Here is a 15,239-nt window from a genome sequence, read left to right as displayed (position 1 = left end):
CTTGCACAAAGGAGAAATCCCATGATCCGCATTCGCCCGCTGTCTCTGTGCCTGGCGCTGGCCCTGACCAGCCTCACCGGCGCTGCCTTCGCCGCCACCGACACCCATACCGACAGCCATCCGCAAACTGACCAGTCCGGCGGCAAGACCGCCGGTGAAGGCAGCAGCGTCAACAGCCCCGGTAGCAGCAAAGGTAACGACAGCAGTGACACAGGCAGCAACGCCGATGCCGCCGACGGTGCCACTGGCGGCTCCAACAGTACCGGCGAAGCCACCGGCTCTGGTGCCGGAGCCAGCGGAGGCACTGCCGAGGACCAGGACAGCCGCTGAAGCAGACCTGGACTAGACTGAGCCCTGACGCCCTGCCAAGGATTGACCATGCACCTCAGACACTGGCTGTTCGCTGCTTTGCTGCCCTGCACAGCGTCAGCCGCCGCAGGCGGCCAAGGCGCGATGTCGGTCAGTTCCTCGTCTTTCACCGATGGCGGCGTCATTGCCCTGCAACAGGTCGGCCAGGACCCGGCATGCGGTGCCGGTGAAGAGCGGACCCCGCAACTGAGCTGGGACAACCTGCCCGCAGGTACGCGGTCGCTGGCCCTGATCATGTTCGACCCGGACGGTGGCAAGGGTGTGGGTGTGGTGCACTGGGTGGCCTACAACATCGATCCCGAACACGATGGGCTCAAGGAAGGCATGGCGGGGTTGAGCGGGCCCTACGTGACAGTGGGCCGCAACTCCCGTGGCACCGAGAGCTACCGCGGCCCCTGTCCACCCGCCGGCGACAACCCCCATCATTACGCCCTGACCCTGATTGCCACCGACCTGCCCTTGGGTACCTTGCCCGAGGGGCTGGACCGCAGCGGCCTGCTGCAACTGCTGCAAGGCCACGCCCTGGGGGCGCAGAGCCTGGTCGGGCGCTACGGCCATTGAACCAGTCAGTACAAAAGTAAATGATCGGCCCCATAGCATTTATCCATTGAATGGCCCGCACGAACTGAAGTAAGCTCGGGCTCATTCACTGGAGAGCAACATGCCGAAACACACCCGCAACCACGCCAACCACACCGGTCGCAGCCCGCGCCCTGTGCTGGCCGTTGCCGGCTGCGTGGCACCTGCCAGCTATTACTTTGGGTATTGGTTTAGCCACTAGGCGCCGATACTCACCCGGCGTCCACCTTAGAGGGGCCGCCGAACATGAGAATACTCAAACCCCCGGTCGGCTTCCCGACCGGGGGTTTTGTTTTTCAGGCCTTTGACCAACACCGATTCACTTTGAGGACAGATTCATGAACTACGCCACTTATTACTACGCAAACACCTACGCCTGGCGATTTAGCCAATCCCGTTCGGGCCAGCCTGCCGCCTCCGACCGGTCTTCTACAGGTGGCAATGCAGCAGCCAATACGAACTCAACGATCTGTCGAACACCTCGATAGGGCCGACCATGCGGGCTTGAACCCGCTGTCCGCCCAGGGAAAACGCCATGCACGCTTCCAGCCTCGCCCTGCCCCTGACCCAGCCGCAAGCGGCCAACACCACTGTCAGCAAACGCCTGCCCAGCCCGCACCTGCTCAAGCAACAGATGCCACTGCCCAGCGAACTGGCCCAGCAAGTCCAGGCCCATCGCCAGGCCATCCGCAACATCCTCGAAGGCCGCGACCCGCGCCTGCTGGTCATCGTCGGCCCCTGCTCGATTCATGACCCGCGCTCGGCCCTGGAATACGCCGACCGCCTGGCCGCCCTTGGCCGCGAAGTCAACGACAAGCTGCTGCTGGTGATGCGCGCCTACGTCGAAAAACCGCGTACTACAGTGGGCTGGAAAGGCCTGGCCTACGACCCGCACCTCGATGGCAGTGACGACATGCACTCGGGTATCGCCTTGTCTCGCGGGCTGATGCTGAGCATGATCGAACGCGGCCTGCCAATCGCTACCGAGTTGCTGCAACCGATGGCCGCCGGCTACTTCGACGACCTGTTGGCCTGGGCCGCGATTGGCGCTCGCACCACCGAATCGCAAATCCACCGCGAAATGGTCAGTGGCCTGGAACTGCCGGTCGGCTTCAAGAACGGTACGGACGGCGGCATCGCCATCGCCAGCGACGCCATGCGCAGCGCTGCCCACCCCCACCGCCACTTCGGTATGGATGCACAGGGCCACCCGGCGATCATCGAGACCTTGGGCAACCCGGACACACACCTTGTACTGCGTGGCGGCCACAAAGGCCCGAACCACGATGCCAACAGCATCGCCATGGCCCGTCAGGCGTTGGCCAAGGCCGGTCTGCAGGCACGGATCATGGTCGATTGCAGCCACGCCAACAGCGGCAAGGACCCGGCGCGCCAGCCAGCGGTCTTCAATGATGTGCTGGAACAGCGCCTGGCCGGCGACCGTTCGCTGGTCGGCGTCATGATCGAAGGGCACTTGTTCGATGGCTGCCAGGCGCTGGGCAAGGGCACGCTGAAATACGGTGTGTCGATTACCGACGGCTGCCTGGGCTGGGCCTCGACCGAAACCCTGTTGCGTGAGGCGGCACAAAAACTGTAGGCCGAAGGTTGTAAGCCTGGCGAGACATACCCCGGACAAGTGCGCTAGGCTTGCCTTTTTACCCCCAAGGAGCAGTACCCATGGCCCGTGCAACCGCCCGCCACATTCTGGTCAGCAGCGAAGACAAGTGCAACGAACTCAAAGCCCAGATCGAAGCAGGCGCCGACTTCGCTGAAATCGCCAAAGCCAACTCCACCTGCCCGTCCAGCCGTCAGGGCGGTGACCTGGGCTCGTTCGGCCCAGGCCAGATGGTAAAGGAATTCGACACTGTGGTCTTCAGCGCCCCGGTCAACACCGTGCAAGGCCCGGTGAAGACCCAGTTCGGCTACCACCTGCTGGAAGTGACCAGCCGCCAGGACTGATTCACCCCTCCCGGTGATCAGCCCCCCTGTGGGAGCGGGTTTACCCGCGAAGAGGCCAGACCAGACAACCTCGTTGCCTGCTCCGACGCATTCGCGGGTAAACCCGCTCCCACAAGTATTGTGGGGGCTTGTATTTTCGTGCATGGGCTTTACGGTCCAGGCCGCTCCCACCCACGCCCTCACGGTCTACGGTGAAGACCCCCGCTACGCCGCCAGCTTCCGGCATTTCGACTATGTAAACCCCTCCGCCCCCAAGGGCGGCATCTTGCGCCGCTCGGCCATCGAGATCGGCCAGTTCGACCACATCCTCCCCTACATCGACAAAGGCATCGGTGTCAGCGAAGTCGATGGCCTGCTGTACGCGCCACTGGCGGTACGCTCTTACGATGAACCCTATACCGTTTACGGCCTGATCGCCCGGCGCATGGAGCGCGGCCCCAATGATGAGTGGCTGCGTTTCGACATCGACCCACGCGCCACCTTCGCCGATGGCAAGCCGGTGCGCGCCAAAGACGTGCGTTTCACCTTCGAACTGCTGATGAGCAAGGGCAGCCTGAAGTACCGTACCCAGTTCGCCGACGTGGCCGGCGTGACCGTAGAAAGCCTGCACAGCGTGCGATTCGACCTGAAGCCCGAGCACGGCCGCACCCTGGCGCTGGACCTCGCCAGCCTGCCGGTAATGCCCGAGCACGACTGGCAGCACCGCGACTTTGCCAACGGTGCCGGCTTCGACAAGCCGGTTGGCAGCGGGCCATACCGAATCGGGCGCATCGAAAACGGCCGCAGCATCACCTTCGAACGCGACCCGACATGGTGGGCACGTGACCTGCCGGCCAGCCGTGGCCGCTACAATTTCGACAAGCTGCGCATCGAGTACTTCGGCGACACCGAAGTGGCGCGCCAGGTACTCAAAGGCGGTGGCTACGATTACAACCGTGAGTTCTCCGCCACGGCCTACACCTTGGGCTACAACGGTGCGCAACTGGACGACGGCCGCCTGCAGCGCGCCCACCTGGGCCCGGCCAAACCGCAAGTGGCTCAGGGTTTTGTGTTCAACCTCGACCAGCCGCAGTTCAAGGACCGCCGTGTGCGACAGGCGCTGGGTATGTTATGGGACTTCGAGTGGAGCAACCGGCAGATGATGCGCAACCTGTACATCCGCCAGCAAAGCGTGTTCTCCAATACCCCTTTGGCCGCTCGCCAGTTGCCGGATGCGGGTGAGTTGAAGCTGCTCGCCCCCTTGCGCGGCCAAGTGCCAGATGAAGTGTTCACCACGGTGTTCACCGCCCCGGTCACCGACGGCTCGGGGATCATCCGTCAACAGCAGTTGCAGGCCCTGGCCCTGCTCGAACAAGCCGGCTGGCACCCCGAAGGCGACCGCCTGGTCGATAGCCAGGGCACGCCGCTGGCGTTCACGTTCCTCAATGGCCAGGCCGGCCTTGAACGCCTGCTGCTGCCGTGGAAGCGCAACCTGGCCCAGATCGGCGTGAGCCTGAACATCCGCAACGTCGACTCGGCCCAGTACGTCAACCGGCTGATGGCGCGCGATTACGACATGATCGTCACCGGCTACCCGGTCACCCTGTCACCGGGCGCCGAGTTGTACAACTACTTTGGCTCGGCGGCCGCTCACGACCCCGGCTCGAACAACCTGATGGTCCTGCAGGACCCGGCCGTAGACCACCTGATCGACGGCCTGGTCCGCGCCGACACCCAGGCCGACATGCTGCGCCACGCCCATGCCCTGGACCGCGTGCTGCAGTGGAATTACTACTGGATACCCAACTATTACCCACCGGGCAGCTCCACCGTCTGGTGGAACCGCTTCGGCCTGCCCAAGGTCCAGGCCACCTATGACGAGGGCCTGGACACCTGGTGGGAGGTAAGCCCTACCCCGCTGACCAACGCGCAGATGGCCGAACGCCAGAAGGCCTCGCCATGACCGCTTATATCCTGCGCCGTCTGTTGCTGATCATCCCGACGCTGCTGGCAATCCTGCTGGTCAATTTCGCCATCGTCCAGGCCGCGCCGGGTGGGCCGGTGGAGCAAGCCGTGGCGCGCCTGCAGGGCATCGGTGGCGGCGCACCCGGCGCGCGAACTGAAGTGGTCCATGGCGAATCCCGGGCCACACGCGGCCTGGACCCGAAACTGATCGAAGAGATCAGGCGCCAGTATGGCTTCGACAAATCCGCCCCCGAGCGGCTTTGGTTGATGCTCGGCCAATATGCCCGGCTGGACTTTGGCAACAGCTTCTTCCGCGGCGCCAAAGTCACCGACCTGATTCTCGACAAGTTGCCGGTCACCCTGTCGCTGGGCTTCTGGGCCACGTTGATCACCTACCTGGTGTCTATCCCGCTGGGCATCCGCAAGGCGATGCGCCACGGCAGCCGCTTCGATGCCTGGAGCAGCGCGTTGATCGTGATCGGTTACGCCCTGCCTTCGTTCCTGTTCGCATTGCTGCTGATCGTCCTGTTTGCCGGCGGCACTTCGCTCAACTGGTTCCCGGTGCGCGGCCTGGTCTCGGACAATTTCGACGAGCTCAGCCTGCTGGGCAAGGTCGCCGACTACTTCTGGCACCTGGTGCTGCCGGTTGCGGCCCTGGTGATCGGTGGGTTCGCCACCCTCACGTTGCTGACCAAGAATGCCTTCCTCGACGAGGTTTCCCGCCAATACGTGGTCACTGCGCGGGCCAAGGGCCTCAGCGAACGCCGCGTGCTGTATGGCCACGTGTTGCGCAACGCCATGCTGCTGGTGGTGGCCGGGCTGCCACAGGCGCTGATCACCGTGTTTTTTGCCGGCTCGTTACTGATCGAGGTGATCTTCTCGCTCGATGGCCTGGGCCGCATGAGCTATGAGGCCGCGGTGTCGCGGGATTACCCGGTGGTGTTCGGCACGCTGTTCATCTTCACCCTGGCGGGCCTGCTGATTCGCCTGCTCGGTGACCTGTCTTACACCCTGCTCGACCCGCGCATCGACTTCGATACGAGGGCGCACTGATGCTATCGCCCCTGTCGCGTCGTCGCCTGCAACGTTTTCGCCGCCACCGCCTGGGCTGGGTGTCGCTGTGGTTGTTTGCCGGCCTTCTGCTGCTGAGCCTTTGCGCCGAACTGGTGGCCAACGACAAGCCACTGCTGCTGGGCTACAAGGGCAATGTGTACGTGCCGGCGCTCAAACGCTATACCGAGCAGCAGTTCGGCGGGCAACTGCCGTTTCAGCCCGACTACCGCAGTGCCTATGTGCGCCAACTGATCGCGGAACAGGGTGGCTGGATGCTGTTCGCACCAATCCCGTTCAGTGCCGACACACCTAATTACGACCTGCAGGTGCCCACCCCCAGCCCGCCCAGTGCCAGCAACTGGCTAGGCACCGACGACCAAGGGCGTGACGTGCTGGCGCGGGTGCTTTATGGCACGCGGGTATCGCTGCTGTTCGCCTTTGCCCTGACCGTGGTCAGTGTGCTCATTGGCGTGGCGGCGGGCGCCCTGCAAGGCTACCACGGGGGCTGGGTCGACCTGTTCGGCCAGCGCTTGCTGGAGGTATGGTCGGGGTTGCCAGTGTTGTATCTGTTGATCATCCTCAGCGGTTTCGTCGAACCGGATTTCTGGTGGCTGCTGGGGATCATGGCGCTGTTCTCCTGGTTGACCCTGGTCGACGTCGTGCGCGCCGAATTCCTGCGTGGGCGCAACCTGGAGTATGTAAAGGCAGCGCGGGCGTTGGGATTACCGGACAGTCAGGTAATGTTGCGGCATATCTTGCCCAATGCCATGAATGCCACGCTGACCTATGTGCCGTTCATGCTGACCGGGGCGATCACCACACTGACCGCGCTGGACTTTCTGGGCTTTGGCATGCCAGCGGGCAGCGCCTCGCTGGGCGAGCTGGTGACCCAGGGCAAGCAGCACCTGGAGGCGCCGTGGTTGGGCTTTACCGCGTTCTTTGCGCTGGCGGTGATCCTGTCACTGCTGGTGTTTATCGGGGATGCCTTGCGTGAGGCGTTTGACCCCCGACGATGAGTTTTCAGGCCAGGCCTTTTCGCGGGCTTGTGCCAATACATGATTCAGGATGTTCACCCATGCACGACAGCAACAGCCTCAAGGACTACCCCCAGGTACGGCAACTGGCGATCCGCTCGCTGTTCGAGATCATCGAACAGTCCAGCGAAGGCACGGTGATCGTCGACCGCCAGGCACGCATCGTCTGGATGAACGAACGCTATGCCCGACGCTTTGGCCTGGCCGACGCTGCCAGTGCCATCGGCCAACCCTGCGAAACGGTGATCCCTGGGAGCCTGATGCGCGACGTGGTGAGCAATGGCCGCCCCATCCTGCTGGACATGCTCGACACGCCGAACGAGCCATTGGTGGTCATGCGCCTGCCCATCCACGACGACCAGGGCACGCTGATCGGCGCCATCGGCTTTGCCCTGTTCGACGAACTGCGCAGCCTGTCGCCGCTGCTCAAACGCTATTCCAGCATGCAGCAGGAACTGGCCTCGACCCGCTCGCAACTGCGCGCCCGCCAGGCCAAGTACAGCTTCGCCCAGTTCGTAGGCAGCAGCGCGCCCAGCCTGGAAGCCAAGCGACGCGCCCGGCGTGGCGCCGGCAGCGATTCACCCGTATTGCTGCTGGGCGAAACCGGCACCGGCAAGGAGCTGCTGGCCCACGCCATTCACGCAGCGTCAGCACGGGCACACAAAGCTTTTGTCAGCATCAACAGCGCAGCCATCCCGGAGACGCTGCTGGAAGCCGAATTCTTCGGCACCGCGCCGGGTGCTTTTACCGGCGCCGACCGCAAAGGCCGTAGCGGCAAGCTGCAACTGGCCGAAGGCGGCACGCTGTTCCTCGACGAGATCGGCGACATGCCGCTGGCCCTGCAGAGCAAGCTGCTGCGGGTGCTGCAGGAAAAGGAATACGAACCGGTAGGATCGAACCAGATGCTGCGCAGCGATGTGCGCATCATTGCCGCCACCTCCATCGACCTGCAGGCTGCCATGGCCCGCGGGGCCTTCCGCGCCGACCTGTATTACCGGCTGAATGTGCTGCCGATCGATGTCCCGCCGTTGCGGCAACGGCTGGAGGACCTGCCCGCGCTGTGCGAGGCCATATTGGGTGAGCTGGGCAGCCAGTACGAGCTGGAAGCTGAAGCGCAGCAACTGCTGGCCAGGCATGCGTGGCCGGGGAACATTCGCGAGCTGCGCAATGTGCTGGAGCGCGCGACCCTGCTGGCGGATCAGCCCCGGTTGGGGGTTGCGGACCTGCGTGCGGCATTGGGGCCATTGAGCCCGCTGGCTGAAGCGCCCGTGCGGCAGAGCTACCGTGAGGCCTGCGAGGCCTTTGAACGCGGCCTGATTGCCGGGGCGCTGGCCGAACAGGGAGGAAAAGTGCCAGAGGCAGCGGCAGCCTTAGGGCTGGGGCGGTCGACGCTGTACAAGAAGATGGCGGCACTTGGTCTCTGATTGGAGACTTTTGTTTCTGATATGAGATTTCCGCCAGAGGTCCGCCCTTTATCACAGGCAAGCCAGCGCTGGGCTGTAAGGCAGCCTTTGGCGTCTCTGAATGTAGACATAGACTTCTAACAAAACCCTTAAATCCTTACAAATCAGCCAGTTACAGAGTTGGCACGATTCCCGCTATCTCCTGTTCAACGATAAAAACAAGACTCACCCAGGAGACCCACCCCGATGACCGTGCTCATCGCACTCGCCGCTCTGGCCTTGCTGATGCTGGCCGCCTACCGCGGTTACAGCGTGATCCTCTTCGCCCCCATCGCCGCCCTCGGCGCTGTCCTGCTCACCGACCCTGCTGCCGTCGCCCCTGCGTTCACGGGGGTGTTCATGGAGAAAATGGTCGGTTTCATCAAACTGTACTTCCCGGTATTCCTGCTGGGGGCGGTGTTCGGCAAGCTGATCGAGCTGTCCGGCTTCTCCCGCTCGATCGTCGCCGCGGCCATCCGCCTGCTCGGCACCCGCCAGGCGATGCTGGTCATCGTACTGGTCTGTGCCCTGCTCACTTACGGCGGTGTTTCGCTGTTCGTGGTGGTGTTCGCGGTGTACCCGTTCGCCGCCGAAATGTTCCGTCAGAGCAACATCCCCAAACGCCTGATCCCGGCTACCATCGCCCTGGGCGCATTCTCGTTCACCATGGACGCCTTGCCCGGCACCCCACAGATCCAGAACATCATCCCCAGCACCTTCTTCAACACCACCGCCTGGGCCGCGCCGTGGCTGGGCCTGATCGGCACGCTGTTCGTGTTCTTTACCGGCATGGCCTACCTGCAGCGCCAGCGCAACAAGGCCCTGCGCGCCGGTGAAGGTTATGGCACCGACTTGCGCAACGAACCGGAAACCGCTGCCGACCTGAGCCTGCCCAACCCCTGGCTGGCGCTGTCGCCGCTGATACTGGTGGGGGTGATGAACCTGGTGTTCACCCACTGGATACCGCAATGGTACGGCCCCAGTCACAGCCTGCAACTGCCAGGCATGAGTGCGCCGGTACAAAGCGACGTGGCCAAACTAACAGCCATCTGGGCAGTGCAGGCAGCATTGCTGGTGGGCATCCTTATGGTCCTGGTGTGTGCCTTTGGCACCATTCGCACGCGCCTGGCCGAAGGCACCAGAAGCGCGGTGGGTGGCGCCTTGCTGGCAGCCATGAACACCGCTTCGGAATACGGCTTTGGCGCGGTAATCGCCTCGCTGCCGGGTTTTCTGGTGCTGGCCGATGCCCTGCGCGGCATCCCCAACCCCTTGGTGAACGAAGCCATCACCGTGACCTTGCTGGCCGGCATCACCGGCTCCGCTTCGGGCGGCATGAGCATCGCCCTGGCGGCCATGGGCGACACGTTCATCGCCGCCGCCCACGCGGCCGACATCCCGCTGGAAGTGCTACACCGGGTAGCCGCCATGGCCAGCGGCGGCATGGACACCCTGCCGCACAACGGCGCGGTGATCACCTTGCTGGCGGTGACAGGCCTCACCCACCGCGAGGCCTACAAGGACATTTTTGGTATTACCCTGATCAAGACCCTGGCGGTGTTCGTGGTGATCGCCACGTTCTACGCCACTGGCATCGTCTAAGGAGCATGGCATGACCCTTGAAGGCAAAACTGCACTCGTCACCGGTTCCACCAGCGGCATTGGCCTGGGCATCGCCCAGGTATTGGCCCGGGCTGGTGCCAACATCGTGCTCAACGGCTTTGGTGACCCGGGCCCCGCCATGGCGGAAATTGCCCGGCACGGGGTGAAGGTTGTGCACCACCCGGCCGACCTGTCGGATGTGGTCCAGATCGAGGCTTTGTTCAACCTGGCCGGACGCGAGTTCGGCGGCGTCGACATCCTGGTCAACAACGCCGGTATCCAGCATGTGGCACCGGTTGAGCAGTTCCCGCCAGAAAGCTGGGACAAGATCATCGCCCTGAACCTGTCGGCCGTATTCCATGGCACGCGCCTGGCGCTGCCGGGCATGCGCACGCGCAACTGGGGGCGCATCATCAATATCGCTTCGGTGCATGGCCTGGTCGGCTCGATGGGCAAGGCAGCCTACGTGGCAGCCAAGCATGGTGTGGTCGGCCTGACCAAGGTGGTCGGCCTGGAAACCGCCACCAGTCATGTCACCTGCAATGCCATATGCCCGGGCTGGGTGCTGACACCGCTGGTGCAAAAGCAGATCGACGATCGTGCGGCCAAGGGTGGCGATCGGCTGCAAGCGCAGCACGATCTGCTGGCAGAAAAGCAACCGTCGCTGGCTTTCGTCACCCCCGAACACCTTGGTGAGCTGGTACTCTTCCTGTGCAGCGAGGCCGGTAGCCAGGTTCGCGGCGCCGCCTGGAACGTCGATGGTGGCTGGTTGGCCCAGTGACGGGCGGCCTGGGCCTGGCGACGGTCCCGCATTCGTTTATCAGCAAGGAGGCCTTATGCGCCCTACCCCAATGACCGCGATTCTGGCCCTGAGCCTGGCCGCCGCCGCACCTGCGATGGCCGCCAGCCTGAAGGACATCGCGCCCTACCCCGAGGCGGAAAAAGGCTTTACCCGGCAGGTTATCCACCTGCCGGCACAGGCCGACGAGTCGGCTTATAAACTGGAAATCCTCGCTGGCAAGACGCTGCAGGTCGACTGCAATCGTCAGCGCCTGGGCGGCAACCTTGAAGCACGCACCCTGGAAGGCTGGGGCTACAATTACTACCGCCTGGACAACGTCAGCGGCCCGGCCAGCACGCTGATGGCCTGCCCGGACGGCAAGAAGACCGAGGCCTTCGTGCCGGTGGTCGGCGATGGCTTCCTGCTGCGCTACAACAGCAAGCTGCCGGTGGTGGTGTATGTGCCCAAGGATGTCGAAGTGCGCTACCGCGTGTGGGCGGCATCGCAGGATGTGCAGAAGGCTAAAGTAGAGTAAGCAGGACCGCTTTCTCGGCAGGGTCAGCCTCTTCGCAACACAAGGCTGATCCTGCCCTGAGCCTGCTTTGTTCCGGTAAAGGAGATTCGGCATGAACGATGTGCTCTGGCGCCCGTCCACAACGCAGATCGAGGCCAGCCGGATGGATGCCTTCCGCCGCCGAGTCAACCTGCGCTACAACCTGCAACTCAACGACTACCAGGCCCTGCACGCCTGGAGCATCGAACAGCGGCCCGCCTTCTGGCAAACCCTTGCCGAGTACTTCCACGTGCATTGGCATACCCCGCCCAGCCAGGTGCTCAGCGAAGGGCCGCAAATGCCCGATGCACAGTGGTTCGTCAATGCCACCCTGAACTTTGCCGAACACCTGCTGCGCCGCCGTGACGACCGCCCGGCCGTGGTCGCCGTACGCGAAGACGGCCAACGCGAAGTGTTCACCCATGCCGAACTGGCCGCACAGGTGGCCGGGCTGCAAACGGCATTCAAGGCTGCAGGTATCGTCCCGGGCGACCGGGTAGCTGCCATCATGCCCAATACCTGGCAAACACTGGTGGCCATGCTCGCCTGCACCAGCCTTGGCGCGGTCTGGTCTACCTCTTCGCCCGAGTTCGGCGTGCATGGCATCATCGACCGCTTCGGCCAGATCGAACCCAAGCTGCTGATCGTCTGCGCCGGTTACGAGTATGCTGGCAAGGCCATCGACCAGGTGACCAAGGTCAACCAGGTGTGTGCGCAGTTGCCGGGCCTGGAGCAGCTTATCGTGGTGCCCCATACCCGCAAAGGCACGCGTACCGACGAATTCCAGGCAGCCAACGTCAGCCTGTGGGATGACTTCTTCCAGCCCGGCGGCGAGCCCCGTTTCACTCCGCTGCCGTTCGACCACCCGCTGTACATCCTCTATTCCAGTGGCACCACCGGCGTGCCCAAGTGCATTGTCCATCGCGCCGGAGGCGTGCTGTTGCAACACCTCAAGGAACACGGCCTGCACAACGACCTGAAGGCCGATGACGTGCTGTTCTACTACACCACCTGCGGCTGGATGATGTGGAACTGGCTGGCCAGCGGCCTGGCGGTGGGTGCCACGCTGGTGCTGTACGACGGCTCGCCGTTCCACCCAGGCCCCGGGCGCCTTCTGGACCTGATAGAGGCCGAGGGTATCCACGCTTTCGGTACCAGCGCCAAGTACCTGGCGGCACTGGAGCAGGCAGGCCTGGAACCTGCCACCAGCCACTGCCTGACCAGCCTGCGGCTGCTGCTGTCCACCGGTTCGCCGCTGTCACCACACAGCTATGACTATGTGTACGACAAGATCAAGGCCGACCTGTGGCTCGTGTCCATGTCGGGCGGTACGGATATTGTCTCCTGCTTCGTGCTGGGCAACCCGACCCTGCCCGTGCGTCGTGGCGAAATCCAGTGCAAGGGCCTGGGTATGGCGGTGGAGGTGTGGAACGAGCAGGGTCAGCCTGTGGTGGACGAAAAAGGCGAGCTGGTGTGCACGCGCAACTTCCCCTCGATGCCACTCGGTTTCTGGAACGACCCGGACGGTCGCCGTTACCACGATGCTTACTTCAGTCAGTTTCCGGGGGTGTGGGCCCAAGGCGACTACGCCGAGCAGCGTGCCAGCGGGGGCATGGTGATCCACGGTCGCTCCGACGCCGTGCTCAACCCGGGCGGCGTGCGCATTGGCACGGCGGAGATCTACCGCCAGGTGGAAAAAGTCGAACAGGTCGTGGAAAGCGTGGCCATCGGCCAAGACTGGAACGGGGATGTGCGGGTGGTGCTGTTCGTGCGCCTGCACGACGGCCTGCAGCTGGATGAAGCCCTGCGCCAGCACATCCGCCAGGTGATACGCCAGTACACCACGCCCCGCCATGTGCCGGCGGTGATCGCCCAGGTCAGCGACATACCGCGCACCATCAGTGGCAAGCTGGTGGAACTGGCGATTCGCGATGTGGTGCATGGGTTGCCGGTGAAAAACACCGATGCCCTGGCCAACCCGGAGGCGCTCGATCAGTTTCGCGATCGCGCAGAGCTGAAGAGCTGACATTCATCGCGGCCAGTTGGGCGCGATCGCTACAACGGGACTCAATCAGGCATAATGCCGCCTTTTTTCCCCGATGCACAGGTAGCCCATGAAAGCCCAAGCCCGCCACATACTGGTCAAGACCGCTGACGAAGCCGAAAAGCTCAAGCAGCGCATCGCCAACGGCGAGGCTTTCGACGTGCTCGCGAAAAAGTGCTCTCTCTGCCCATCGGGCAAGCGCGGTGGTGACCTGGGCGAAATTCGCCCCGGGCAGATGGTCGGCGCCATCGACCAGGTAATCTTCAAGAAGCCTTTGCGTGTGGTACACGGGCCGATCAAGAGCAAATTCGGCTACCACCTGGTGCAAACGTTCTACCGCGACTAACGCGCTAGCCCTTTGCCACCTGACATTTTTGCCAGTTGTGGTCGTGACGCACTCCTCTATACAACCCCGGTAACCCTGCGCGCCACGCTTGATGCGCAGGTCTCCCTGGAGAATGGAGGATTTCCTGATGCGTCTACGCCTGATGCTGACCCTGGGTTCGCTCCCGCTGCTGGGCATGGCCTCGCCCGCTGCACACGCGGCTTGTACCTTCTCACCCGGCCCGGGTAACGACACCTACACCTGTGACAGCGGCACTGCGCCCTCGCTGGTGGACACCAGCGGTGATAACCGCCTGGTATTCCCGGCATCCGGTAGCGGCGCCATCACCGGCGACGTAACCTTTGGCGCCGGCAGAGACAGCATCGACATGGCCTCTGGCAGCGTCGGCGGAAACGTCAACCAAGGCGCTGGCATCGATGACTTCGTCATGAGCGGCGGCGTCATCGAAGGCAACCTCAACCAGGGTGATGGCCTGGACACCTTTCACATGAGCGGCGGCTGGATCAAGGGCACGTTCGACAGCGGCGACTATGCCGAAATGGACGACGGGCGTATCGGCAACGTCAACATGCGGCTGGACGAGAACACCTTCATCATGCGTGGCGGCAACGTCGACCGGAACGTCATCACAGCCTTCGACAAGGACTACATCGAAGTCTTCGATGGCAACATCGGCGGCAACATAAGCGTCAGCGGTAGCGACGACCAGGTGCTGGTGCACGGTGGCCAGGTTGGCGGCGATGTGTTGCTGAGCTCTGGCAACGACCGCTTCACCTGGGACGGAGGCCGTATTGTCGGGCGCGTGGATGCCGGCCCTGGTGATGACACGGCACTGCTCAAAGGCCTTACGCCCGAGGTGCTGAGTATCACGTTGGACGGCGGCGAAGGTAACGACAGCCTGACGTTCGATGCCAGCCAGCCGGCAGGCGGTGCCCACTATGTGAACTGGGAACGCGTGGCGCTGAACAACGGCAGCCGGCTGGCACTGGATGACACGCTGGTACTGGGCGATAGCAACAGCGGCACGGGCAGCCTCACCCTCGACGCCAGCAGCAGCATCACTTCACGCCAAGGGGTGATCACCGCGTTTGTCCCAGGCCAGCGCACCTCGGTCAGCAACGCAGGTACACTTGACCTCACAGCCGGCAATGATGCCATGGGCCGCTTGAACATCGAGGGCGATTACACCGGCAACAACGGCACCCTGCGCCTGAACAGCGTGCTGGCCGGCGATGGCGCTGCTTCCGATCGACTGGTGGTCAGCCGCGGCGCCATCGCCGGCTCTACCCAGGTGCTCATCAACAACCTCAACGGCGCAGGTGCGGCGACTGCGCAGAACGGCATCCAGGTGGTCGAAGCCCGTGACGGCGCCACCAGCACGGCCACCGCCTTTGTGCAGATCCAGACGCTATCGGCCGGTGCCTACGACTATCGGCTGTTCAAAGGGGGCGTCACTGCCGGCAGTGAAAACAGCTGGTACATGCGCTCGACGCTGGTTGCGCCACCCGCTCCAGCCCCTGTGCCGGCACCGGGCGA

General features: G+C 63.5%; 14 protein-coding genes. All 14 read left to right on the top strand.

What is annotated here, in order from left to right; genetic code table 11:
* Window positions 1–21 precede the first annotated feature (21 nt).
* A complete protein-coding gene (locus QYE47_RS03900; RefSeq protein ID WP_014591066.1) occupies window positions 22–330 on the top strand; it encodes a hypothetical protein in 309 nt (102 codons plus the stop codon).
* Between the two features lie 48 nt (window positions 331–378).
* A complete protein-coding gene (locus tag QYE47_RS03895) occupies window positions 379–930 on the top strand; it encodes a YbhB/YbcL family Raf kinase inhibitor-like protein (protein WP_014591067.1) in 552 nt (183 codons plus the stop codon).
* 553 nt (window positions 931–1,483) lie between these two features.
* Window positions 1,484–2,545, top strand: coding sequence for a 3-deoxy-7-phosphoheptulonate synthase (locus QYE47_RS03890; RefSeq protein ID WP_014591068.1), 1,062 nt, complete (start codon window positions 1,484–1,486; stop codon window positions 2,543–2,545).
* An 80-nt stretch (window positions 2,546–2,625) separates the two neighbouring features.
* Window positions 2,626–2,907: a peptidylprolyl isomerase gene (locus tag QYE47_RS03885; protein WP_003248318.1), complete on the top strand. Its 282-nt coding sequence runs from the start codon at window positions 2,626–2,628 to the stop codon at window positions 2,905–2,907.
* A 142-nt stretch (window positions 2,908–3,049) separates the two neighbouring features.
* Window positions 3,050–4,849, top strand: coding sequence for an extracellular solute-binding protein (locus QYE47_RS03880; protein ID WP_014591069.1), 1,800 nt, complete (start codon window positions 3,050–3,052; stop codon window positions 4,847–4,849).
* Window positions 4,846–5,904, top strand: a complete 1,059-nt coding sequence (locus QYE47_RS03875; RefSeq protein ID WP_014591070.1) for a microcin C ABC transporter permease YejB — start codon at window positions 4,846–4,848, stop codon at window positions 5,902–5,904. The genes QYE47_RS03880 and QYE47_RS03875 overlap by 4 nt, the downstream gene beginning before the upstream one ends.
* Window positions 5,904–6,920, top strand: coding sequence for an ABC transporter permease (locus tag QYE47_RS03870; protein ID WP_010953975.1), 1,017 nt, complete (start codon window positions 5,904–5,906; stop codon window positions 6,918–6,920). Before QYE47_RS03875 ends, QYE47_RS03870 begins: the two co-directional genes overlap by 1 nt.
* 59 nt (window positions 6,921–6,979) lie before the next feature.
* Window positions 6,980–8,362, top strand: coding sequence for a sigma-54-dependent Fis family transcriptional regulator (locus tag QYE47_RS03865; RefSeq protein ID WP_014591071.1), 1,383 nt, complete (start codon window positions 6,980–6,982; stop codon window positions 8,360–8,362).
* Window positions 8,363–8,587: 225 nt separating this feature from the next.
* Entirely contained in the window at window positions 8,588–9,979 is a 1,392-nt protein-coding gene (locus tag QYE47_RS03860; RefSeq protein ID WP_014591072.1) for a GntP family permease, read from the top strand.
* 10 nt (window positions 9,980–9,989) lie between these two features.
* Entirely contained in the window at window positions 9,990–10,760 is a 771-nt protein-coding gene (gene hbdH, locus QYE47_RS03855) for a 3-hydroxybutyrate dehydrogenase (protein ID WP_014591073.1), read from the top strand.
* A gap of 55 nt (window positions 10,761–10,815) precedes the next feature.
* Window positions 10,816–11,295, top strand: a complete 480-nt coding sequence (eco, locus tag QYE47_RS03850; RefSeq protein ID WP_014591074.1) for a serine protease inhibitor ecotin — start codon at window positions 10,816–10,818, stop codon at window positions 11,293–11,295.
* A 91-nt stretch (window positions 11,296–11,386) separates the two neighbouring features.
* Window positions 11,387–13,339, top strand: a complete 1,953-nt coding sequence (locus QYE47_RS03845; RefSeq protein WP_014591075.1) for an acetoacetate--CoA ligase — start codon at window positions 11,387–11,389, stop codon at window positions 13,337–13,339.
* An 88-nt stretch (window positions 13,340–13,427) separates the two neighbouring features.
* Window positions 13,428–13,703, top strand: a complete 276-nt coding sequence (locus tag QYE47_RS03840) for a peptidylprolyl isomerase (RefSeq protein WP_004576651.1) — start codon at window positions 13,428–13,430, stop codon at window positions 13,701–13,703.
* Window positions 13,704–13,815: 112 nt separating this feature from the next.
* Window positions 13,816–15,239: pertactin-like passenger domain-containing protein (locus tag QYE47_RS03835; protein WP_367317243.1), on the top strand; the 1,424-nt coding region annotated here is incomplete at its 3' end.

The organism is Pseudomonas sp. 2,4-D (genome assembly GCF_030418155.1).
GTDB lineage: Bacteria > Pseudomonadota > Gammaproteobacteria > Pseudomonadales > Pseudomonadaceae > Aquipseudomonas > Aquipseudomonas alloputida.
This window is presented reverse-complemented; position numbering and strand designations above follow the sequence as displayed.